Annotated in this window: 18 protein-coding genes and 1 tRNA gene; 13 read left to right on the top strand and 6 right to left on the bottom strand. The window is 65.1% G+C overall.

Annotation, left to right across the window (positions count from 1 at the left end):
* Positions 1-9: 9 nt before the first annotated feature.
* Positions 10-85: transfer RNA gene (locus tag QOL68_RS06730), tRNA-Lys, on the top strand.
* A gap of 10 nt (positions 86-95) precedes the next feature.
* Here the strand turns inward: QOL68_RS06730 and QOL68_RS06725 are convergent.
* Positions 96-2726 carry a LuxR C-terminal-related transcriptional regulator gene (locus tag QOL68_RS06725; protein WP_282948054.1) on the bottom strand — a complete coding sequence of 877 codons (2631 nt, stop codon included), beginning with the start codon at positions 2724-2726 and terminating at the stop codon, positions 96-98.
* A 180-nt stretch (positions 2727-2906) separates the two neighbouring features.
* Between QOL68_RS06725 and QOL68_RS06720 the strand changes: the two genes are divergently transcribed.
* The 4 genes from QOL68_RS06720 to QOL68_RS06705 all read left to right on the top strand — a co-directional run bounded on the left by QOL68_RS06720 (position 2907) and on the right by QOL68_RS06705 (position 9040).
* Positions 2907-5489, top strand: a complete 2583-nt coding sequence (locus QOL68_RS06720; RefSeq protein ID WP_282948274.1) for a TonB-dependent receptor — start codon at positions 2907-2909, stop codon at positions 5487-5489.
* Positions 5490-5566: 77 nt separating this feature from the next.
* Positions 5567-6337, top strand: a complete 771-nt coding sequence (locus QOL68_RS06715; RefSeq protein ID WP_282948052.1) for a glucose 1-dehydrogenase — start codon at positions 5567-5569, stop codon at positions 6335-6337.
* Between the two features lie 31 nt (positions 6338-6368).
* Positions 6369-7490, top strand: a complete 1122-nt coding sequence (locus QOL68_RS06710; protein ID WP_282948051.1) for a DUF5938 domain-containing protein — start codon at positions 6369-6371, stop codon at positions 7488-7490.
* Between the two features lie 11 nt (positions 7491-7501).
* Positions 7502-9040 (top strand): acyl-CoA synthetase, encoded by a 1539-nt coding sequence (locus QOL68_RS06705; RefSeq protein WP_282948049.1) that lies wholly within the window; start codon positions 7502-7504, stop codon positions 9038-9040.
* A gap of 22 nt (positions 9041-9062) precedes the next feature.
* Here QOL68_RS06705 and QOL68_RS06700 read toward each other — a convergent pair whose 3' ends face one another.
* Together QOL68_RS06700 and QOL68_RS06695 are read right to left on the bottom strand one after the other, a co-directional pair.
* On the bottom strand, positions 9063-10151 hold the full coding sequence (locus QOL68_RS06700) for a flavin reductase (protein WP_282948047.1): 1089 nt from the start codon (positions 10149-10151) through the stop codon (positions 9063-9065).
* Between the two features lie 109 nt (positions 10152-10260).
* Complete coding sequence (locus tag QOL68_RS06695) at positions 10261-11241, bottom strand: NAD(P)H-dependent flavin oxidoreductase (RefSeq protein WP_058456480.1); 981 nt, start codon at positions 11239-11241, stop codon at positions 10261-10263.
* A 118-nt stretch (positions 11242-11359) separates the two neighbouring features.
* Here QOL68_RS06695 and QOL68_RS06690 point away from each other — a divergent pair, with 118 nt between their 5' ends.
* The 8 genes from QOL68_RS06690 (at position 11360) to QOL68_RS06655 (ending at position 19996) form a co-directional block, all read left to right on the top strand.
* Positions 11360-12541: an acyl-CoA dehydrogenase family protein gene (locus QOL68_RS06690; protein WP_282948044.1), complete on the top strand. Its 1182-nt coding sequence runs from the start codon at positions 11360-11362 to the stop codon at positions 12539-12541.
* A 124-nt stretch (positions 12542-12665) separates the two neighbouring features.
* The gene (locus tag QOL68_RS06685; protein WP_282948042.1) at positions 12666-13760 is read left to right on the top strand and encodes an acyl-CoA dehydrogenase family protein; all 1095 of its coding nucleotides are present in this window, start codon (positions 12666-12668) and stop codon (positions 13758-13760) included.
* Positions 13757-14962 (top strand): acyl-CoA dehydrogenase family protein, encoded by a 1206-nt coding sequence (locus QOL68_RS06680; RefSeq protein WP_282948040.1) that lies wholly within the window; start codon positions 13757-13759, stop codon positions 14960-14962. Before QOL68_RS06685 ends, QOL68_RS06680 begins: the two co-directional genes overlap by 4 nt.
* Before the next feature lie 13 nt (positions 14963-14975).
* Positions 14976-15758 carry an SDR family NAD(P)-dependent oxidoreductase gene (locus tag QOL68_RS06675; protein WP_282948038.1) on the top strand — a complete coding sequence of 261 codons (783 nt, stop codon included), beginning with the start codon at positions 14976-14978 and terminating at the stop codon, positions 15756-15758.
* 65 nt (positions 15759-15823) lie between these two features.
* A complete protein-coding gene (locus QOL68_RS06670; protein WP_282948036.1) occupies positions 15824-17074 on the top strand; it encodes an acetyl-CoA C-acetyltransferase in 1251 nt (416 codons plus the stop codon).
* Positions 17075-17177: 103 nt separating this feature from the next.
* On the top strand, positions 17178-18308 hold the full coding sequence (locus QOL68_RS06665; protein ID WP_282948034.1) for a CaiB/BaiF CoA transferase family protein: 1131 nt from the start codon (positions 17178-17180) through the stop codon (positions 18306-18308).
* Between the two features lie 102 nt (positions 18309-18410).
* Complete coding sequence (locus QOL68_RS06660) at positions 18411-19214, top strand: crotonase/enoyl-CoA hydratase family protein (protein ID WP_282948032.1); 804 nt, start codon at positions 18411-18413, stop codon at positions 19212-19214.
* Between the two features lie 2 nt (positions 19215-19216).
* Entirely contained in the window at positions 19217-19996 is a 780-nt protein-coding gene (locus tag QOL68_RS06655) for a tyrosine-protein phosphatase (RefSeq protein ID WP_282948030.1), read from the top strand.
* A gap of 18 nt (positions 19997-20014) precedes the next feature.
* On the opposite strand, the gene QOL68_RS06650 is transcribed toward QOL68_RS06655, so the two are convergent.
* The 3 genes from QOL68_RS06650 to QOL68_RS06640 form a co-directional block, all read right to left on the bottom strand.
* Positions 20015-21340, bottom strand: a complete 1326-nt coding sequence (locus QOL68_RS06650) for a Xaa-Pro dipeptidase (RefSeq protein WP_502957378.1) — start codon at positions 21338-21340, stop codon at positions 20015-20017.
* Positions 21341-21432: 92 nt separating this feature from the next.
* A complete protein-coding gene (locus tag QOL68_RS06645) occupies positions 21433-21846 on the bottom strand; it encodes a hypothetical protein (protein ID WP_282948026.1) in 414 nt (137 codons plus the stop codon).
* Positions 21847-21891: 45 nt separating this feature from the next.
* A complete protein-coding gene (locus QOL68_RS06640; RefSeq protein ID WP_282948024.1) occupies positions 21892-22503 on the bottom strand; it encodes a phosphatase PAP2 family protein in 612 nt (203 codons plus the stop codon).
* Positions 22504-22601: the final 98 nt, after the last annotated feature.

Here is a 22601-nt window from a genome sequence, read left to right as displayed (position 1 = left end):
CGCCACGATGGGCCCTTAGCTCAGTCGGTAGAGCAACTGACTTTTAATCAGTAGGTCGCTGGTTCGAACCCAGCAGGGCTCACCATATTTCGCAGCTACGGCGCGGGCGCCTTTTCGATCAGCTTCAGGCCAAGCATCGTCGCGTTGACGACCGCTTCCTCGCGGCTGCCCGCGCGCAATTTGCGCATCACATTTTTGAGGTGCCATTTCACCGTTTCGGGCGCGAGGTGCAGCGTTCGGGCGATTTCCTTGTTCGACTCGCCGACATTGAGCGCGCTGAGGATTTCGATCTCGCGCTCGGTCAGGAACGAAAAGGCCTCGCCGGGCGCTGCGCTGTACCCGCCCTCGAGCGCGGGGTTGCGCCGTGATGGTTCGGCCAGTTTCAACAATGCGAGAAAACAGTCGGAGGAATAGGCTTCGCTGCAGAAATTCTGCACCGCCCGCACGCCGGTGACGTCGAGGACATCGACGATTGTACGCCGGAAGCCACGGCTCGCCGCATGGTTGAGGAAGCGCACCGTTTCAAGTTCGACCATCTTGTCGCAGCGCCCGCTGAGTTGCGGCAGGATATTGAACAGCGTCGCGCTCGCGCGCAGTTCGGCGCTGTCGCTGCTCGACGCAAGACGCAGCAGCCGGTCGGCGACGGTGGTGAGGCGCGGTCGGTCACCGTTCGCAATGGCTTCGTAGGCGCGCCATTCCGACAGCAGGGCAAAGGCCCGCCCCTGCGCCGAAAGCGGGTCGATTATGGCGTGCTCCTCTTCACCGATCGCCACGACGGTCTCGGCATCGATCGTCTGCGGCAGGCGAAGCCGCGCGCGTTCGACGATGCACAGCGCCTTGAGCGGTGCCCAGTCGCGGCGGAAGGCGAGCAACTCGGCCCGGTCGATCAGCGATGCGGCGCGATCGCCCTGCCCTGCACTCGCCGCAACACGAATAGCGACCAAGAAAACGTCGATCAGCGCATCCTGAAAAACGCTGCCCTCGAGATGCGGCAACGCTTCGGCGGCAAGATCGGCCGCATCCTCCAACGCATCCCTTTCGTAGCAGGCCCGCGCAAGCGCAGCATTGATGAAGGCCGATGCAAGATCCGAACCGCCTTGCCGCGCCTTCGCTTCGCGCAGCAGCCGTTCGACTTCTCCCAACTGCCCTTGCGCGCGCGACACGCGGGCCTTCACCCTTGCGGCGAGCGCACCCGGCAGGTCGAGCGCCCGCCCGGCACCGTGCAGCATGACGGGACGCAGCGCATCGTGAACAAGCCCGAAAAGGCCGCGGCTGGCGGCGCCGTCGGCCAGCGCGACCCTGACCATATCGGTGACGAAATCGTCTTCCTCTGCCGACGCCGCCAGTAACCGGTCACTCGCCTCGACGATGTCGTCGGGCCGGTCCTCGATATAGGCACGGCGCAGCAGTTCGAGCGCGCGCGACTCATCCGGTCCCGCAAGGTCGGTCGAGCCGCTTTCGCCGCGCAACAGCGCAAGCCAGGCGCGTGCCCTTGCAAGACGCGGCGGCGCAGTGACCGTCTCCGGCGGCAGCTGGTCGATCCAGGCCGTCAGGCGATCGATCGCGCCACTCCTGATCATCGGCATCGCAAGGTCGGCGATGAGCCCCGCCGCATCGTCAAGATCGCCGCAGGCGAGAAACTGGTCGACGGCGTCGGCTGTTCTTCCGTTTGCCGCGTAATAGCGCCCGGCGACACGGTGCAGCTGTAGCGAGTTCGCCAGATCGAGCCGGATCTTCAGTGCCGCCCTCAGGGCGGGGAGGATACCAAATCCGCCGTCGCCGTCCGCTTCCAGGAAGGGCGAATGCGACGCGAAGTCGCTAACAGAAGTCGTGCTGTCGCCGCCGGCCAGCAGCAGACAAAGCGCGTCGTCGAGCCGGGGCGCCACTGCGCCCCGCACCAGCATCTCGCGCATCGGGGCGGGCAACTCGTCGACCACCGGATCAACGATCGCCGCAAAGCGCCGTGCAAGCGGCGGCCAATCGCCCGCCGCTGCCATCGCGCGCAGATCGCCGCCAAACTGGGCCGCCATTCGCACGCCAGCGGGCCAGCCCAGCAGGAAGCGATTGAGCGCACGCGCTTCGTTCGCATCGAGCGCGATACCCGACGCGGCGAGGAACTGCTGGATAGCGGTATCGGAAAGCCCGAGATCGGTGCGTCCGATCGCGAGCGCCATGCCGCGCGCTTCTACATCGCCAAGCGGGATATCGGGTCGAGCCCGGCCGACGACCAACAGCCGCAGCCGGTCGGGCGGGTGCTGAACAAGCCGGGCGAGCATTTCGCGCGCCACGGGATCGGCAAGACGGTCGGCATTGTCGGCAACGAACAACATGGGACGCGGGTCCGCGTCGATGAGCCTCGCCAGGGCGTCGGCGCTCGCCGGCGCGCCAATATCCTCCGAAAGATCGAGCCCAAAGGCGGCGAGCAGCATCGCGGCATCGGTTTCGGCATCGACCGACAGCCACGCCGTCCGCCAGCCCGCAGCGACCGCCTCTGTAAACAGCGTCGCGCACCACGCTGTCTTCCCGTACCCGACAGGGGCGCAGACGATGCCGATTTCATGTTGGAACAGCTTGTCCAGCCAAACCCGCTGCGTCGCCAGTCCGACAAGGTCGGCGGGAAAGCGGGGAGGCGCCGAATGGCGGGGACGCAAAGCGGATGCGCCTTCGTTCGGCACGGCCCGCAGGCGCGGTTTGGCGATATTCCCCGATCCCTGTTGGACGGTCATTCTGCCCCCCATCTATGATCGGAAGCTATCGCTTTGGCCATTCGGGGGCAAGCGGCAGGCACCTACCCCCCCATCGCTCCCCCCGACGCCTTGTCTATTGCCCGCCGCGCCGCCGCCATAGCCTCCCGGAGGACGAAGGTTCCGCACAGAACGGGACCGAGCGAAGGGAGAGAAAGCGTGATGCACAAAGCTTTTCTGGCGACCTGCCTGTCGACGACGATGCTGATGGGATGGCCGGGCGCCGCTTTCGCACAGGAAACCTCTGCCCCAGAAGAGGCAAGTAGCGGCGGCATCGCCGAAATCGTCGTCACCGCACAGAAGCGAGCGCAGAACCTGCAGGACGTTCCCGTCGCGGTGTCCGCGCTGGCGGGCGAGGAGCTGGAATCGCGCGGGATCAGCGAGACGTCCGACCTGCAAGGCTTCGTGCCCAGCCTCCAGATCACGACGCCTTATGGCCGCACCCAGCCGAACTTCTCGCTGCGCGGCGTATCGGTCGCCAACGAATTTTCCGCCTCCACGGCCTCGCCCGTCGGCGTCTATGTCGACGAAGTCTATCAGAGCTTCCGCGCGAGCCACGGCCAGCAGCTCTACGACCTCGAACGCGTCGAGGTGCTGCGCGGCCCCCAGGGCACGCTCTATGGCCGCAACACAACCGGCGGCGCGATCAGCTTCTTCAGCAACAAGCCGAAGCTCGACGGCAACGAGGGCACGATCACGCTCGGCTATGGCAATTACGACACCAAGACGGTCGAGGGCGCGGTCGAGGCGACGCTGATCCCCGACAAGCTCGGCATCCGCTTTGCAGGCACGTTCGCGAAGGGCGACGGATGGCAGTATAATCCGGTGCAGGACCGCCATGTCGGCACGACGAACACGGTTGCAGGGCGCGCTTCGCTCCGCTGGCAACCGACCGAAACGGTCGACATCAACCTCAAAGGCTATTTCGCGCGCGACAATCCGCTGGCCCCCAATCCCTATGCGCTCGGCCAGCTGGCCGAGGGCCGCGACGTGCTCGGCTACTCGCGCTTCGACCCCGCGCAAAATGGCGGTGCCCCGCTCGGCAAGAATGAAGTCGCCGCCGACACGGGCGGACGCTATTACACCTCGTCGCAGGGCTTTGCGCTCAATGTCGCGATCGAACTCAGCGATAGCCTCTCGCTGACCTCGATTACCGGCTATGACACGGGCAAATATCGCAACTCGCCGTTCGACTGCGACGGCTCGCCCAACAGCGTCTGCGCGCTTCGCTACAATTCGTTCAGCAAGAATTTCAACCAGGATCTGCGCCTGAACTTCAAGGGCGACCGCTTCAATGCGGTGGCCGGGCTCTATTATGGCGTCGACAAGATCGACACGCGCAACGAGATCGACTTCTTCGGCGTGCTGAAGCCGATCCTGCAGGGCGCGGGGGTTCCCAACAGCTTCTTCAACGCCCCGGTGTCGGCACCGCAGGCAGCGGCGTTCGTCCCCGCCTTCGCGGTCGATCCGACGCTCGACCCGACCAATCCGGCGAGCTGCGCCGCGGTGCCGACGGGCAACCCTAACGGCTTCCTCGATGCCCGGTCGCTGATCGCGCTGCTGACCGACATCCAGGTCAACAATTCGGGTGGCGGCGGTTTCGGCGGCGCGATTTCGTCCGCATGCCGCGCCGCGGGCGCGCCGCCATTCGGTCCGATCGAGGGCGAACAGCGCTACACGATCAAGCGGCCTTCGGCGGCGATCTACTTCGACGGGAGCTATGACATCACCGATGCGCTGACGGTCAGCGTCGGCCTTCGCTACACGATGGACAAGGTCAAATATCTGAACGGGCGGACGGTGCTTTACGACCTTGGCGGCACGATCCGCGCCAGCACCATTCCTTATACCTTCCCTTATGATGCCAGCGCTCCGGCGCTGCGGCAGAAGGAGAAGGCCAATCGCCTGACCGGGCGGATCAACGTCAGCTATGACTTTGCCGACGATGTCATGGGCTATCTGAACTATAGCCGCGGATATCGCAGCGGCAGCTTCAACGGCCTCGCCTATCAGGGCACCAATCAGGTCTATTATATCGAGCCCGAGCAGATCAACGCCTATGAAGGCGGGCTGAAGATGCGCTTTTTCGACCGGCGCGTGCAGCTTAATCTCGCGGGCTTCTATTACGACTATAAGAACCACCAGGTGACGCAGGTCATCGGCGCGACGACCTTCACCCGCAGCGCCAATGGCCGCCTCTACGGCGGCGAGGCCGAGCTGACGATCCAGGCCGCAGACAGCCTGCGCCTCGATGCCTCGATGAGTTTGCTGCGCAGCAAATATAAGGGCAATGTCATCGACCCGACCGACCCGTCGAGCCCGACGCGCAACGTCAACGGCAATCCTTTCCCGAACGCACCGCGCACGACCTTCTCGGCCGGGTTCGACTGGGATGTTTTTGAAAGCGGCGACAACAAGCTGACGCTGCGCGGCGACGCCGCCTATACGGGCAAATATTATTTCGACCCGTTCGGCGATTATGGTCAGACCCCGTGCGACCGTCCCGGCGCGCCCGGCAACGTCCGTCCGGCCGGCCCCGCGATCACGTGCGGCAACCCCGGATACTGGCTGGTGAACAGCCGCCTGACCTTCGAGCACGGCAACTATGCGGTCAGCGCGTGGGTCAAGAACCTGACCAACAAATATTACTACAGCTATGGGCTCAACATCGACATCTTCGGGCTCGACTATCTCAACCGCGGCACGCCGCGCACCTATGGTGTCGAGTTGACGGCCAAATTCTGAGGCCCCCCCCTGGGGGCGGCGTCCCCTCCTCCCGCGCCGCCCCCGACCCTTTTTTATCATTTCGCAAGGAGCATCGGATGATGCGTTTTACCGGCAAGAGCGTTCTGATCACAGGCGCCGCGCGTGGAATCGGCCTCGCTGCCGCGCAGGAATTTGCCCGCGAGGGCGCATCGGTGACGATCACCGACATCGACGCGGACGAGGCCGACGCCGCGGCGGCCGCGATCCGTGCCGAGGGACTGAAAGCCGAAGCCCGGCGTCAGGACGTCGCCGACGAGGCGGAGTGGAAATCGGTGATCGCCGACATCGTCACGCGCGACGGAAAGCTCGACATCCTCGTCAACAACGCCGGCATGGGTTTCCTGAAATCGGTCGTCGATACGAACCTTGCCGAATGGCAACGGCTGATGGCGGTCAATCTGGAAAGCGTCTTCCTCGGCGTGCGCGCCGGCATCGACGCGATGAGGGACAAGGGCGGGGTGATCGTCAATGTCGCCTCGATCGCGGCGAACGTCGCCGAACCGCTTTTCCCCGCGTACAACGCCAGCAAGGCGGGGGTCGCGATGCTCACCAAGGCGGTGGCCGTCGATTGCGCACGCAAGGGCTGGCCGGTGCGCATCAACTCGCTCCATCCCGGATATTGCGAGACCAAACTCGTCGCTGACGCCGTCGGCAGTCTCGGCGACGCGGCCGCGGGTTTCGCGAGCGCGACGGTCGGCGCCATTCCCCTCGGCCGGATGGCGACGACGCGCGAGATCGCCCGCCCCCTCCTTTTCCTCGCCAGCGACGATGCCGCCTACATGTGCGGCAGCGAGTTGATCGTCGACGGCGGCTACACCGCCGTCTGATCCAAATCCTACACAACAGGGACGACATTCCATGAGCAAGAAACCGGTCATCGTCTATGGCGCCTCGGGCTACACAGGCCGCCTCGTCTGCGAATATCTGCGCGAACTCGGCATTCCGTTCATCGCCGCCGGGCGCGACGCGAAGCGCGTGCAGGAGGTGATGGACAAGGTCCCCGGCATCGAGACCGCCGACTATGAGGTCGCCGAGGTCGAGCATAGCGCCGAAGCGCTGACGAAGCTATTCAAGGGCGCGAAGGTCGTGTGCAACATGGTCGGCCCCTTCATCAAATATGGCCCTGAAACCGTCGAGGCGAGCCTCGCAGCGGGATGCCATTACCTCGACACCACCGGCGAGCAGGACTGGATGATGCTGGCGCAGGAAAAATGGGGCGAGGGTTTCGCGAAAAAGGGCCTGCTGCTCTCACCGTGCGTCGCGCATATGTACACGACGGGCGAGATCGCGGCGAACATCGCGCTCGAAACCATGCCGGGGCTCGATACGCTCGACATGCTCGTGCTGTGGAAGGGCTTCCCGACCTATGCCTCGGTCCAGACGATCTTCACGATCCTGAAGGCCGACTGGTATTATCTGGAGAACAATCAGTATGTCCAATGGCCGACGCTGACGACCACCGAATGCCATGTCCCTGGCCAGCACGCGACCGCGCTGACCCTGCCGTGGGGCGGGACATCGCACCCGCTCTGGTTCAAGGACGACCCGCGCGTCTCGACGGTCAAGGTCTATGGCGGCGTTTTCGCGCGCGAGGTGATGGACAATGTCGTGAACATGACCAAGATGATCGATACCGACATCAAGCCGCTCCCCTTCAAGGAACAGGAGGCGGCGCTCGCCAAGATGGCGGAATCGGTTCAGGGCGACATGCCGCCGCGCGAAAATCCACGGCTCAACACCAGCATCGATTCGGTTTACGCCTCGGGCCCGCTCGGCCGCGTGCATGTGCTGCTTCACGGCAATTGCAACTATAAGCAGACCGGCCTGATGCAGGCGTGGGCAGCGATGAACCTGCTCCAGCAATCGCCGCGCCGCGTCGGCTTTGCGTCAGCGTGCCATGCGTTCGGGCATCGCGAGATATTCGGCGCGCTGCGCCAGTTCGGGCTGGTGCTGAAACCGGTCGTCACGGTTCACGACTGAGGAGGCGGCGGATGCGGCTGGTCGACTGGCTCGACAAGGGGGCGTCGCTGGGCGCCGGCGCCCCCTGCCTGACGATGGACGGCAAGAGCCTGTCCTATGCCGAGGTCCAGACCCTGACGCACCGCGTCGCGCGCAGGCTGAACGGCGCGGGGATCACGCCGGGAAAGCATGTCGCGATCCTCTCGGGCAACGATCCCGTCGCCTTTGCCTGCGTCCTTGCGATCTCGCGCGCCGCGGCGGTCTGGTGTCCGATCAATCCGCGCAACGAGGCGGCCGAGAACGCCTATATTCTCGACAATTTCGATTGTGCGGCATTGCTCTTTCATTCGAAGTTCGCCGATCTGGTCGACGAACTTCGCCGGCAGTTGCCGAAACTCGAGCTGCTCGTCTGCCTCGATGCCGAGCAGCCTTTCGCGCCGTCGCTCGACCAGTGGCTCGCGGGCGTCCCCGACGGCCCGTTTCAGGCGGAACCGGTCAGCGACCTCGCGATGCTCCCCGGCACCGGCGGGACGACGGGCCACCCGAAAGCTGTCATGCTGACGGGCCGCAATCTCGAGGCGATGACCGCGCTGACCCTGATGGGCTATCCGTTCGAGGGACGCCCGGTCTATCTGGCGATGGCACCGCTGACGCACGCCGCCGGTGTGCTGACCTTCCCGATCATGGCGCATGGCGGTGAGGTCGTGATCATGCCCTATCCTGATATCGGAGAGTTCCTGGCGCTGGTGTCGCGGCACCGCGTTACGCATAGCTTCCTGCCGCCGACCCTGATCTACATGCTGCTCGATCATCCAGCGCTCGGCGCCACCGACCTCTCGTCGCTCCAGTGCTTCTGGTACGGCGCGGCGCCCATCTCGCCCGCGCGGCTCGAAGAGGCGATCGACAAGATCGGGCCGGTCATGGCGCAGCTTTTCGGTCAGACCGAGGCACCGATGATGATCTCGATGATGGCACCGAACGATCATTTCAACCCGGACGGGTCGGTTGCGCGCCACCGCCTGTCGTCAGCGGGCAAGCCCGGCCCGCTCGTGCAAGTCGCCATCATCGATGAAAGCGGCAGCGAACTACCGCAGGGCGAGCGCGGCGAGATCGTCGTCAGGGGCTCGCTTGTCATGGCCGGTTATTACAGGAACCCCGAAGCGACCGCCGAAGCGACGCTGAACGGCTGGCACCGCACCGGCGACATCGGCTATCTCGACGCCGACAATTTCCTCTACATCGTCGACCGCGCCAAGGACATGATCATCACCGGCGGCTTCAACGTCTATTCGGCCGAGGTCGAGGCGGCGCTGCTGTCGCACCCGGCGATTCAGGACGGCGCGGTGTTCGGGCTTCCCGACGACAAATGGGGCGAGCGAGTCTGCGCGGTCGTGCAGCTTCGCGCGGGCCGGCAGGCAGCGCCCGAAGAGATCATCGCGCACGTCAAGGCGGCCATCGGCAGCGTCAAGACGCCGAAGGAACTCGAAATCTGGGATGACCTGCCGCGGTCGAAAGTCGGCAAGGTACTGAAGCGCGAAATTCGCGCTGGCAAGCTCGGTTCTCCGGCCTGATTCGAAGCTGCGAGCCACCCGGTCAGGCGAAATGGAGCCGCCGGTACTTGCCGCGAAAATAGAGCAACGGGTCGCGGTGCGGCTCGAACTGCGCGCGCACCACTCGCCCGACGAGGATAAAATGGTCGCCCGCTTCATGCAGCGACTCGCGCTGACATTCGAACGAAACGAGTGAGCCGCCGAGCAACGGCACGCCGGTCTGGCCAGGCGCCCATGGCAGGTTGGCGAAGCGGTCCTCGCCCTTCGACGCGAAACGGTTCGACGCCGGTTGCTGCCCGATCTGGAGGACGTTGACGCCGAAATGTACCGCGTCGCGCAGGATCGGCGCGGTCCCCGACGTATTGGCGATGCAGACGAGCAGCAACGGCGGGTCGAGCGACACCGAGGTGAAGCTGTTCGCCGTCAGCCCCGCCGGTGCCCCCGACGCGTCGAGCGCGGTGACGATCGTGATGCCGGTGGCGAAACAGCCCATCGCATCGCGCAGCGTGCGCGGGTCCGATCCGGCCTTGAACTCCATCGCTTCGCGCGGCTGGCGCCGTTCGAGGAATTCGAGCAGCTGGCCGAGCAGTGCCTCGTTGCGATCGACCGCGAACGCCAGGTCTCTGTCCTCGATATCGGCGCTTTCGCCGATCGGCAGCGCCGCGGTGAAAGCGTCGCTCGCCGCGGTGCATTCGGCGGGCGAAAAGCCGCCGCGAACGACCAGCGTCGGAAGCGCGAGGCGCGGCGCCGCCGCGACCGCCTCATCGCTCACCGGCATGTCGACCAGAATCAACCCCGCCGCGAGATGCGCGCCATCAGGGGCCAGCGCCTGCGTCGCGACCAATCCCCCTCGCCGCGCGGTCGCGACGACGGGGCGCGACCCCATCTGCGCCAGGATAGCGCGCAGATCCTCGACATGCGCAGCGATATCGCCCGCTTCCATTGCAGAGGCACGTGGTTCGACATTGACGACGCGTCGCCCGGACAGGACGAGCGCTTCGGCCGCTGCGCGCCAGACCTCGCGCCCCTGCCCCGGTTCGGGGAGCAGCAGGACGGCGGGATCATTTTCGTCGCCCAGAACATCGGCGGACAGACGAAGGCCGCCAAATCCCTTATATTCGATGATAGCCAAGCAGCCCCCTCGACGGGCCGGCGAGTAAAGAGGCCGGCAGGTTGGACCCTGCCAGCATAGCGGCACCCGTTGCCGGACCGCAAGGACGGAGCGCAAGGATGGGCGGGCGTCAGCTCCTGAAACCGGCAAGCCGCTGGTCGATGATCGCTTCGGCGTCGCCGATAATCCGGTCGATCAGTTGCTGACAGGTCGGGATATCGTGGATCAGCCCCTGCACCATCCCGGCCCAGAACACGCCCTTCGACAGGTCGCCGGTCTGGAGCAGTTCGCGCCCTGCGGCGCCCGACACCAACTCCTGCACGTCGCTGAACTGCGCATCGGGATTGGCGAGGCGACGCGCGACCTCTTCGCTCACCGGGCTGCGGCCGACGCGCGCGGTATTCTTGAAGTTGCGAAAGATCAGAAAGCTGCCGCGCTCGTCATTGTCGATATAGGCCTGCTTCACATTGTCATGGATCGGCGCCTCGACGGTCGCGCAGAAGCGCGTGCCCATGTTGATGCCCTCGGCGCCGAGCGACAGCGCGGCAACGAGGCCGCGCCCGTCGCCGAAGCCGCCCGAGGCGAGCATCGGAATCTTGACCTTGTCGGCGGCGGCGGGGATCAGGATCAGGCCCGGAATATCGTCCTCGCCCGGATGGCCGGCGCATTCGAAGCCGTCGATCGAGATGATATCGCAGCCCGCCTTCTCCGCCGACAGCGCGTGACGGACCGCCGTGCATTTGTGGAGGATCGTGACGCCATGGGGCTTCAGCATCTCCCAGATCTCCCGCACCGCCTGCGTGCCCGCGGTTTCGACGATCTTCACCCCGCCGTCGATGATCGCCTGCGCATAGGCTTTGTAATCGGGCGCGTTGATCGTCGGAAACACCGTCATGTTCACGCCGAAGGGCTTGCCGGTCATCGCGCGGCAGCGCTCGATCTCGGCGCGCAGGGCGTCGGGAGACGGCTGGGTCAGCGCGGTCAGGATGCCGAGGCCCCCCGCATTCGACACCGCGCTCGCAAGCTCGGCATAGCCGACGCTCTGCATACCGCCCTGAACGATCGGATGTTCGATGCCCAGCATCTCGGTGATACGCGTCTTGAAAGCCATGCCACGTCCTTCCCTAATTTTATTACCCTTACGGCACCGTCGTCTTTGCACATGAATTAACTTGACGCTTACGTCAACGTCGGGTTGAGCGATTGCAGAAGCGGCGAAGGGAATCGGGATGACGACGAACCAAGGCATATCGGATCGGGCGCTGGCGATTGCTGCAAAGGTTGAGACCTTCGTCCGGGAAACCGTCATCCCCTATGAACGCGATCCCCGCCGCGACCATCATGGCGCTCCGACCGACGAGCTGGTCATGGAAATGCGCGAGCAAGCACGCGCTGCGGGCGTGCTGACGCCGCACATCCTGCAAGACGGCAGCCACCTTAACCAGCGCGAGACCGCCGTGGTGTTGATCAACAGCGGCTTGTCGCCGCTCGGCCCGCTCGCCTGCAACACGATGGCGCCCGACGAGGGCAATATGTATCTGCTCGGCAAGGAGGGAAGCCCCGAGCTCAAGGCCCGCTTCCTCAAGCCGATGGTCGATGGCCATGTGCGCTCGGCCTTCTTCATGACCGAGCCTGCCGAAGATGGTGGCGCGGGCTCCGACCCGTCGATGATGAAGACGACGTGCCACCCCGACGGCAATCACTGGGTCGTCAACGGTCGCAAGACCTTCATCACCGGCGCGCAAGGCGCGCGGGTCGGCATCATCATGGCTAAGGCCGAGCAAGGAGCGTGCATGTTTCTGGTCGACTTGCCCGACCCCGCGATCCGCATCGACGAGATTCCGAATACGATCGACAGCTCGATGCCCGGCGGCCACGCCACGCTGACAATCGACAATCTGCGCATTCCCGCCGACCAGATGCTGGGCCAGGCGGGTGAAGGCTTTCGCTATGCGCAAATACGCCTGTCGCCGGCGCGCCTGTCGCATTGTATGCGCTGGCTCGGCTGCTGTATCCGGGCGCATGAGATCGCGACCGATTATGCCAACCGCCGCGAGGCGTTCGGGAAGCCGCTGATCGAGCATGAGGGCGTCGGCTTCATGCTCGCGGAAAATATGATCGATCTCAAACAGGCCGAACTGATGATCGACTGGTGCGCAGGCGTCCTCGACACCGGATCGCTCGGCACCGTCGAAAGCTCGATGGCGAAGGTGGCGGTGTCGGAAGCTCTGATGCGCATCGCCGATCGCTGTGTTCAGGTCATGGGCGGCACCGGCGTGACCGACCGGACGATCGTCGAACAGGTGTTCCGCGAGGTCCGCGCCTTCCGCATCTACGATGGCCCGACCGAGGTTCACAAATGGAGCCTCGCCAAGAAGATCAAGCGCGACTGGAAAGCCGGCCACGCCTGAGCGCCGCGAAATTTGTTGGCGCGGAATGATTCCGCTGCGCCCGAAACGTAACGTCAAAAGACTTGACGTTTACGTTAACGTACAGATGATGGGCACAAACAGAGCAGGGTGAGGAATCGGGCCGATGTCGATATTGCACGATGAAGGACAGCAGGCGATCGCGACCGAGTCGCGCCGTGTTCTCGAAGCACGGATCAGCAAGGACGACCTGCTGCCGCTGCTGCAGGCAAGCGGTCGTTACCACGAAGGCTTCTGGAAAACGGCGAAGGAACAGGGCTGGACCGCCCTCGCCCTTCCTGAAGCCTATGGCGGTCTCGACCTCGGCCTCGTCGAGCTTGGGTTGATCGCGCATCAGGCCGGACGCTCGCTGAGCGGCGCCCCCTTCCTGACCTCGAGTTTCGGCGCCGCGAAAGCGATCGAACTCCTCGGCGCCGATTCGCTGAAACAGCGTTGGCTGCCTGGCCTCGCCAGCGGCGAAGCCGTCGGCGCGGTCGCCTTTGCCGCCGGCGCCGATCCGCTTCCCGCCATACCGGGCCTCACCTTTGCAAACGGCTGTATCGAGGGGCGCGCAAAAAGCGTCACTGCGGGGCTGGCCGCCGATGTCGCCGTCGTTCTCGCCGACCAGGCCGGCGTGCCGGTCCTGGCGCTCGTCGATCTCGCCGGGGTCGAACGATCGGCGATCGACAGCTTTGACAACAGCCGCCTGATCGCCGACCTCCGCTTTGCTGCCACGCCCGCCGAGGTGATCGCGACGGGTCCGGCAGCACGCGCCGCCGCGCTTCAAATTCTGGCGCTGCAGGCCGTCGTCACCGCGCACGAACAGACCGGCGGCGCCGAGGCCTTGATGGAAATCGCCCGCGATTACGCCGTTACGCGCAAGGCGTTCGGGCAGCCGATCGGCGCTTTCCAGTCGATCAAGCATCGCATCGCCGAACTGTACGGACTGGTCGAGCTCGCCCGCGCGAACTGCATTCATGCCGCAGCACGCACGGATCAGGCAGACTTCATCACAGCCGCCGCCGCGGCGCGCCTTTCGGCAACCAAAGCCTATGATACCGCCGCGCGCGACTGCGTGCAGATCCATGGCGGCATCGGGGTCACCTGGGAGATCGGGCTGCACCTTCACATGCGCCGTTCGCGCAGCCTCGCGCTCGAACAGGGAAACAGCCTCTTCTGGGAAGATATACTCGTCGACCGCTTGGCAGGAGAAGCCGCATGAGCGATCTTGAAGCCTTCCGCGCGAAAGCCGCTGCGTGGTGCGAATCGATGGTGCCCGCCTTCGGAAAGGCGGCGCGCAAGGGGCTGAGCGTCGAACAGGATCTCGCGCTCGGCCGCCGCTATCAGAAGGCGAAATTCGATGCGGGCTTTGCAGGCATCAACTGGCCGACCGAATATGGCGGCCAGGGGCTTGGCCACATCGAGAAGATCACCTTTGAAGGGGAAGAGATGAAGCATGGCTTCCCCAACGTCTATTTCGGCATTTCGCTGGGGATGCCCGTCCCGGTCCTGATGCAGTTCGGTGCCGACAGGGATTTTGTGAAGGAGCGTGTCGTCAAGGCGCTGCAGGGCGAGGAAATCTGGTGCCAGCTCTTCTCGGAGCCGTCGGGCGGCACCGACCTCGCGGGCCTCCGCACGCGCGCCGAAACGGACGGCAACGGCTGGAAGATCAACGGTCAAAAGGTCTGGACCAGCTGGGCGCAATATTCGGACTATGGCGTCATCGTCGTCCGCACCGATCCCACGGTCGCGAAGCACAAGGGCCTCACCTATTTTTGGGTCGACATGAAGGCGCCGGGCGTCACCGTGCGCCCGATAAAGCTCGCGGGCGGCGACAGCCACGTCAACGAAGTCTTCTTCGACGATGTAAGAATCAGCGACGATCACCGCATGTCGCCGGTCGGTGGCGGTTTCGCGGTCGCGCTCACGACGCTGATGATCGAGCGATATGTCGCCACCGACAGCGCCGGTTTCGGCCCGCACCTCGACCTGTTCGTCGACCTCGCCAAAGATGTGAAGATCAACGGCAAGCCGGCGATCGAGGACGGCCGCATTCGCCATCAGATCGCGCGCAACTATGCGATGCGCGCCGGGCTCGACTCGATCAACCGCCGCGCGCGGCTGATGATGCAGGCGGGGATGACCCCGGGGCCCGAAGGCTCGCTCAACAAGCTCGTCGCGGTGCGGTCGCGCCAGAAGCTGTCGGAGCTCGCGCTCGACCTGCAGGGCACCGACGGCTTCCTGTTCGACGAACATGCCTCGCCGAAAGATGACTGGGCATCGAGCTGGATCAACGCGCCGACCGGGCGCATCGCGGGCGGGTCGGACGAGACCTTGCTCAATACCATCGCCGAACGCATTCTTGGCCTGCCGCAGGACCATCGCCCCGACAAGGGCATCCCGTTCAACCAGATTCCGGCCTGAAGGAGCCTGCTTCATGATTATCGATTCCTCGACCGCCGCCGTCGTAACCGGCGGCGCCTCCGGCCTCGGCCGCGCGACGGCCGAAGCACTTGCCGCAGCGGGCGTGAAGGTCGCGATCTTCGACATCAACGACGCGCTCGGCGAAGAGGTCGCGAAGGCGATCGGCGGGCTGTTCGTCCATGTCGACATCACCGACGAGCAGTCGGTCCTCGATGGCTATGCCAAGGCCCGCGCGGCACATGGGCAGGAGCGCATCTGCGTTCACTGCGCGATGACCTCGCGTCGCGGCAAGACGCTCGCCTATGACAAGGAGACCGGCAAGTTCCACCGCACCCCGACCGAGGATTATGCCTATGGCGTGGCGGGCATCCTGACCGCGAGCTACCGCATCGGCTCGATCGCCGCCGAGGGGATGGCGGGACTGCCCGAACTCGAGGACGGCGAACGCGGTGTGATCATCTTCACCGCCTCGGTCGCCGCGCAGGATGCGCAGATCGGACAGGTGATCTATGGCTCGGCCAAGGCGGGCGTGAATGGGCTCGTCCTGCCGATGGCGCGCGACCTGATGGACCTTGGCATCCGGGTCAATTCGATCATGCCCGGGGTGTTCGAAACGCCGCTGCTCGGCAACATGAACCCGAAGGTCAAGGCGAGCCTTGAAGCCTCGGTCCCCTTCCCCAAGCGCCTCGGCAAAGCGAGCGAATATGCCAGCCTCGCGATGGAGATGGCGCGCAACAGCTACTTCAACGGCCAGGCTGTGCGCCTCGACGGCGCGATCCGCATGGCACCCCGCTGATCACGCCGACGACGCTTCTTCAATCCCCTGACGACCTGGACAATTACCCAAGAAAGGAACTCCCCATGGCAGACGCCTACATCATCGACGCCGTCCGCACCCCGCGCGGGATCGGCAAGCCCGGCAAGGGCGCGCTGTCGCACCTGCACCCTCAGCACCTCGCCGCGACCGTCCTCGCCGCGATTCGCGACCGCAACAATCTCGATACCGCGACGGTCGACGACATCGTCTGGTCGACCTCGTCGCAGAACGGCAAGCAAGGCGGCGACCTTGGCCGCATGGCTGCGCTGTCGGCGGGTTATGACATCAAGGCGAGCGGCACCACGCTCGACCGTTTCTGCGGCGGCGGTATCAGCACGGTGAACTTCGCCGCGGCCAGCGTGATGAGCGGCATGGAAGACTGTGTTATCGCCGGCGGCACCGAAATGATGAGCTACACCGCTGCTTATGCGGCCGAACAGGCGAACGCCGGGCTACCCCCGCGCATGATGGGTTCGGGTCACGAGGCGCTCGACGCCCTGCATCCGCAATCGAACCAGGGCGTGTGCGGCGACGCAATCGCGACGATCGAAGGGATCAGCCGCGAGGATCTCGACGCGCTTGCGCTCGTCAGCCAGCAGCGCGCCGACCGCGCCATCAAGGAGGGCCGCTTCGCCAAGTCGGTCGTGCCGGTGCTCAATCCCGACGGCAGCGTCGCGCTCGACCACGAGGAGTTCCCGCGTCCCGAAACGACCGCCGAAGGACTGGCCGCGCTCAAGCCCAGCTTCGCAGCGCTCGCCGACTTCGACCTCGGCGGCGGCGTGACCTTTCGCAAGCAGATCAACCGCCGCTATCCCGATGTCGACATCCAGCATTTCCATCATGCGGGCAACTCGTCGGGCGTCGTCGACGGTGCCGCCGCGATCCTGCTGACTTCAAAGCAGTACGCCGACAAGCACGGCCTGAAGCCGCGCGCCCGCATCGTCGCCTATGCCAATATCGGCGACGATCCGACGTTGATGCTCAACGCCCCGGTTCCCGCGGCGAAGAAGGTGCTCGAGAAGGCCGGTCTCGGGAAGGACGACATCGATGTCTGGGAAATCAATGAGGCGTTCGCCGTCGTCGCCGAAAAATTCATCCGCGATCTCGATCTCGACCGCGAGAAGGTCAATATCAATGGCGGTTCGATGGCGCTCGGCCACCCGATCGGCGCTACCGGGTCGATCCTGATCGGCACCGCGCTCGACGAGCTCGAACGCTCGGGCGGACGGTACGGCCTCGTCACCATGTGCGCCGCGGGGGGCATGGCGCCGGCGATCATCATCGAACGACTCTGAATTCGTCACCCTGGTGCCCGTTTAACCACGGGAGGCATCCTGCCAGCCGACCGCCCATCGGCTGGCAACGCCTTCCAGATAAAGCATTCGAAAGGAATATGATGTGACTGGTCCCCTCAAAGGCATAAGGATCGTCGAGTTCGCCGGCCTGGGCCCCGGCCCCTTCGCCGGCATGATGCTCGCCGACCATGGCGCCGAAGTCATCCGTATCGACCGCCCCGGCGCCGCGCTCGATCCGCGCGATCCCCTGTCGCGTAACCGGACGTCGATCGTTCTCGATATGAAAAATCCCGAGGCGCTGAAAGTCGCGCGGGAATTGTGCAAGAGCGCCGACGGCCTCATCGAGGGCTACCGCCCTGGCGTCATGGAACGCCTCGGCCTTGGCCCCGACGTGCTGCTCGCCGACAATCCAAAGCTCGTTTACGGCCGCATGACCGGCTGGGGCCAGTTCGGCCCATACGCGCAGGCGGCAGGGCACGATATCAATTATATCGCGCTGTCGGGCGTGCTGCATACCGTAGGGCGGGCGGGCGAGAAGCCGGTGCCGCCGGTCAATTATGTCGGCGATTTCGGCGGCGGCGGCATGATGCTCGCCTTCGGCATGGCGAGCGCGTTGCTTCATGCTGCGAAGACCGGCGAAGGCCAGGTGATCGACTGCGCGATGACCGACGGGTCGGCCGTACTCGCAGCGATGACCTGGGGTTTCTTCGGCGCCGGACGCCTGAAGGACGAGCCCGGCGTCAACATGCTCGACACCGGCGCGCATTTCTATGACACCTACACCTGCTCCGATGGCAAATTCATCTCCATCGGCTCGATCGAGCCGCAATTCTATGCGCTGCTGCGCGAGAAGACCGGGCTCGACAAGGATCCGGCGTTCGACGCACAGATGGACCCGTCGCAGTGGGGACCGCTCAAGGACAAGCTCGCCGCATTGTTCGCGACCAAAACGCGCGACGAATGGTGCGCGATCATGGAAATGACCGACATCTGCTTCGCACCGGTGCTCTCGCTCGCCGAAGCACCGCAGCATCCGCACAATGTCGAGCGTGAAACCTTCCTGACCGTCGGTGGCGTCGTCCAGCCCGCCCCCGCCCCGCGCTATTCGGCGACAGTCAACGATGCGCCACGCGCGGCGCCCAAATGCGGCGCCGATGCCGACGGCCTGCTTGCAGGGCTCGGCTATGACGGAGCAGCCATAGCCGCGCTACGCGACAGCGGCGCCGTCGGCTGACGCTTTGGGCGGCCGGGCGCCGGCGCGCGTCCGGGCGCCAACCTTGGCTTGCAACACCGACCTGTGAGGCATAGCCTGCTTCGAGATCGAGGAGAGTTCTTGATGGGTGAGTTTCTGAGTGTCGAGCGACAGGGCAAGATCGCGATCCTGACGATGATCAAGCCCGAAAGCATGAATGCGATCGGCACGCACGAGGATTGCCAGGACATCATCGACACGCTTCGCGCGCTTGGCGACGACCGCGGCGTCAGCGCGATCATCCTCACCGGCAGCGGCAAGGCCTTCAGCGCCGGTGGCAATCTCAAAGGGATGCAGGACCGCACCGGCATCGGCGTCCTCGACCAGCCCGATTCCACCCGCGCTAATTACCGCAAGGGCGTCCAGGCGGTGATCCGTGCATTGATGGACTGCGAGGTGCCGATGATCGCCGCGGTCAACGGCCATGCGATAGGGCTCGGCTGCGACCTCGCCTGCACCTGCGACATCCGCATCGCGTCCGAGAGCGCGAAGTTCGCGTGCAGCTTCATCAAGGTCGGGATCGTTCCCGGCGACGGGGGCGCCTGGCTGCTCCAGAAGATACTCGGCTATCCGCGCGCCGCCGAACTCTTCCTGACCGGCGACCGCTTCGACGCCACTACCGCGAAGGACTATGGCCTCGTCACCGAGGTCGTGCCCGACGATCAATTGCTCGACCGCGCGATCGCAATCGCCGAACGCATAGTCTGCAACCCGCCCCGCGCGTTGCGCCTGACGAAACGCCTGCTCCGCGAGGCGCAGCACAGCCGGATGAGCGACATCCTCGAACTCAGCGCCGCCTATCAGGCGATCGTCCACGAAACCGCCGACAATCGAGAGGCGATCAACGCCTTCGTCGAAAAGAGGGAGCCGGTGTTCACAGGAGAATGAAAATGTTGGCCGAGCGTGTCCTGCCCCTGTCGGGGATTCACAATTTCCGCGACTATGGCGGCTATGCCGTCGAAGGGAACGGCCGCCTGCGCGACAATTTCCTGTGGCGGTCGGCGCACCATGAATCAGCGAGCGACGACGACCTTGCTGCGGTCGATGCGCTCGGCCTCGAAACGGTGATCGACCTGCGCGGCGACGACGAGCGCCAATTGCACCCGTGTCGGCGGTCGCCGAATTTCGCAGGGCGCGTGCTGTTCGCCGGCGGCATCACCGCCGGCCTCGCGCCGCATTTGCAGGCGGCGGGCGGCGCGATCGATGCCGAGACGGCGCGCGAGCGGATGATCGATACCTACGCCGGGATGCCGTACCGGCCCGCGCTGGTCGCGACGCTGCGGCTCTATCTCGCGGCGCTGGCGGACACGGACGCGCCCAGCCTTGTCCACTGCGTCGCTGGCAAGGACCGCACCGGCTTTGCCGTCGCGGTCGTTCACCGGCTCCTCGGCGTCCATGAGGACGATTTGATGCAGGATTATCTGCTCACCAACACCGCCGGCAAGATCGAGGAACGGATCGAACAGGGCGCGGCGCATATCCGGATGCGCTATGGCGCCGAGATCAAGGACGATGCGATCCGCGCGCTGATGTCTGTCAATCCCGCCTATCTCGACGCCGCGCTCGCGACCGTGCGCCGCGATCATGGCGACATCCCGACCTATGCCGAAACGGTGCTGAACCTGACGCCGGAAAAGCGCGAGGCGATGATCGACCGGCTGGTAATCTAGGGTCCTGACCCTAGCGCCTCACTCGCCCCTCACCAGTACCCCGCCCTTCACCACCGCATCGACGTCTTCCAGCTGGCGAACGTCGCTGAGCGGATCGCCGTCGACCGCGATGATGTCGGCGTAACGGCCCACCGCAATCGCGCCGACGTCCTTTTCGCGGTCGAGCGCCTGTGCGGCGTTGCGCGTCGCGGCCTGGATCGCCTCGATCGGGGTCATTCCATACTCGACCATCACGCGGAACTGCTTGCCGACCTCGCCATGCGGCATCACGCCGGCGTCCGATCCGAACACCATCCGCACGCCAGCCTTGTGCGCCTTGCGGAAATTGTCGCGCTGGGCCTGCGCAATCTCGCGATCCTTGCGGAGATTATCTTCAAGCACCCCGTTCTTCGCGCCTTCGGCCTGCGTATATTCGGTGTTATAGATATCCATCGAGAACCAGACGGGCCGCTTGCGCGCGACTGCCATCCGGATGCCTTCGTCATCGACAAGGCTTGCATGCTCGATCGTGTCGATCCCGGCACCGATCGCGGCGCGAATGCCGCTCGCGCCATGCGCATGCGCGGCGACGCGGAGGCCCCATTGATGCGCCTCGTCGGCGATCGCCTTGAGTTCGGCGTCGGTCAACTGCTGCTGCCCCGGTTCGGTGTTGCGCGAAAAGACGCCGCCGGTCGCGCACACCTTGATCACCTCGGCGCCATATTTGCGCTGGCGGCGGACCTGATAGCGCAGCTCGTCGGGCGTATCACCGATCCCCTCTTCCTTGCCGTCCTTCTTTTCGAGGCTGGGCGGCAGGAAGGTGCTGTCGCAATGCCCGCCCGTCGCGCCGAGCGCATAGCCCGCAGGCACGATCCGCGGCCCGACGGCGTAACCCGCATCGATTGCTTCCTTGAGCCCGATATCGTTGCGGTTGTCCGAGCCGACGTTGCGGACGGTCGTGAAACCCGCGTCGAGCATGTCGTGGGCATTCTTGACCGCGGTCATGCCCCAGAAGCTGTCGGTGAATTCGAGCCCGCGATAGCCGCCGATATCGGCGGGGCCGTCGAGGTGGACGTGCATGTCGATCAGCCCCGGCAGCAAGGTCTTGTCGCCAAGATCGATATGCTTGACGTTCGAGCCCCAGCGCACGGTACGCGCGTCGGCGATCCCGGTGATACGGCCATCGGCGCCGACAAAGATCGCGGGATGCTCGACCGTCTTGCCGGCCAGCACATCGACATAGCGCGCGGCGGTGATCACCGTCTGGCCCGTCCCGTCCTGCGCCATTGCCGACGCCGAAAGGAGGGCGGCGGAACCACAAGCGATTCCCCGCAGAAAACTGACAAACTTCACCCGCGATTGCATGTCCGACCCGCCTGTTGTTGGTGCCCGCTACCTAGATGGCAAAACCGGCGGCCGTAGGACAGCGGAAAGTGATGGCCCGCTTTCGAAGGCGATCAGACGCCTTTGCGCCCAAAGCCACCGGGACGCGGGGTGAAGGGGCGCAGGTCGTCGCCGATGGCGTCGGGCGCGATCGGCGGCGGGAGAGCCGAATCGCGGCCCCGCATATAGTTGGCAAAGGCGGCATCGGGATCGAAGCCCTGCGTATCGGCCAGCGGCTCGCCCGCCGCGGCGCCGGCGCCCGGTACGCGATTGGTCCCGCTGACGACGCGCAACAACTTGATGACGAGCGGCAACGCCAGCAACAGCCCGACGATCGCGAGGCCGATCACAGTGGGACCAAGGCCGATGCCGACGATCCCCTTGGCGCTGTTGCCGCCCACGCCCGCGAAATACCAGAGCATCGCGCCGATATAGACGATCGGGATGAGCGCGAAGACCCAACTGAACGCACCGCCGATCAAACGCATCGCAGCCACTCCCCTGCCGATGCGTGCCGGTTTAGGTCAGAATGCTTACGATTGTCTTAGGCCGCGCCGCGCGACCGCCCATGTGCCGAACAGCGCGAACGCGGCGCCGAGCATCGTGCCGCCGACGATATCGCTCGCCCAATGCACGCCGAGCATGATGCGCGAAAAGCCGTTGAGGATGATCATGGCGAACGCAAGCGCCCAAGCGAGCGCTCGCCAGCGCGGCGGCGCGAGCGAGGCCATAAGCAGATACACCGCGGCGGCGCTCGTTGCATGGCCGCTGGGATAAGAAAAGCTTGTCTGATGATCGAGGTGGTCGATCAGATCGGGCCGTGCGCGGCCGAAACCGAGCTTGAGCAGACTCGACGCCAGGTTCGACAGCAGCGAGACGCCGCCGAGCACAGCAGCACAGCGCGGGCCGCACCAGCGCCAGACGAGCCCGCAAAGCAGGATGACGATGATCCAGCGCGGCGTGCCGCCACCGATCCAGCTTACGCCCTGCATGAAGGAGATGAAGGCCGGGTCGCTTTCGTCGATGCGCAGCGAGAGCGCTTGCGAGATTCGCCAGTCGGCCGCGTCGGTCCATCCCGCGCCGACCGCAAGGCCGAGCAGGATAACCGCGAGGAGCAGCCCCGCCGCGATGATCGGCAATCGCAAATGACGGTCCAGACAATCCTCCCTGTGGCGAAGCCATGGGGAGGTGGCGGCCCCGCAGGGGCCGACGGACGAGCCCCTCCACCACCCCGCGGGTGGTC

The sequence above is a fragment of the Sphingopyxis sp. Geo25 genome, assembly GCF_949769135.1.
GTDB lineage: Bacteria > Pseudomonadota > Alphaproteobacteria > Sphingomonadales > Sphingomonadaceae > Sphingopyxis.
This window is presented reverse-complemented; position numbering and strand designations above follow the sequence as displayed.

Coding starts and splice junctions, on each gene's coding strand:
- QOL68_RS06725 (WP_282948054.1), bottom strand. CDS start 2,726: ATGACCGTCCAACAGGGATCGGGGAATATCGCCAAACCGCGCCTGCGG.
- QOL68_RS06720 (WP_282948274.1), top strand. CDS start 2,907: ATGCACAAAGCTTTTCTGGCGACCTGCCTGTCGACGACGATGCTGATG.
- QOL68_RS06715 (WP_282948052.1), top strand. CDS start 5,567: ATGATGCGTTTTACCGGCAAGAGCGTTCTGATCACAGGCGCCGCGCGT.
- QOL68_RS06710 (WP_282948051.1), top strand. CDS start 6,369: ATGAGCAAGAAACCGGTCATCGTCTATGGCGCCTCGGGCTACACAGGC.
- QOL68_RS06705 (WP_282948049.1), top strand. CDS start 7,502: ATGCGGCTGGTCGACTGGCTCGACAAGGGGGCGTCGCTGGGCGCCGGC.
- QOL68_RS06695 (WP_058456480.1), bottom strand. CDS start 11,241: ATGGCTTTCAAGACGCGTATCACCGAGATGCTGGGCATCGAACATCCG.
- QOL68_RS06690 (WP_282948044.1), top strand. CDS start 11,360: ATGACGACGAACCAAGGCATATCGGATCGGGCGCTGGCGATTGCTGCA.
- QOL68_RS06685 (WP_282948042.1), top strand. CDS start 12,666: ATGTCGATATTGCACGATGAAGGACAGCAGGCGATCGCGACCGAGTCG.
- QOL68_RS06680 (WP_282948040.1), top strand. CDS start 13,757: ATGAGCGATCTTGAAGCCTTCCGCGCGAAAGCCGCTGCGTGGTGCGAA.
- QOL68_RS06675 (WP_282948038.1), top strand. CDS start 14,976: ATGATTATCGATTCCTCGACCGCCGCCGTCGTAACCGGCGGCGCCTCC.
- QOL68_RS06670 (WP_282948036.1), top strand. CDS start 15,824: ATGGCAGACGCCTACATCATCGACGCCGTCCGCACCCCGCGCGGGATC.
- QOL68_RS06660 (WP_282948032.1), top strand. CDS start 18,411: ATGGGTGAGTTTCTGAGTGTCGAGCGACAGGGCAAGATCGCGATCCTG.
- QOL68_RS06655 (WP_282948030.1), top strand. CDS start 19,217: ATGTTGGCCGAGCGTGTCCTGCCCCTGTCGGGGATTCACAATTTCCGC.
- QOL68_RS06650 (WP_502957378.1), bottom strand. CDS start 21,340: ATGCAATCGCGGGTGAAGTTTGTCAGTTTTCTGCGGGGAATCGCTTGT.
- QOL68_RS06645 (WP_282948026.1), bottom strand. CDS start 21,846: ATGCGTTTGATCGGCGGTGCGTTCAGTTGGGTCTTCGCGCTCATCCCG.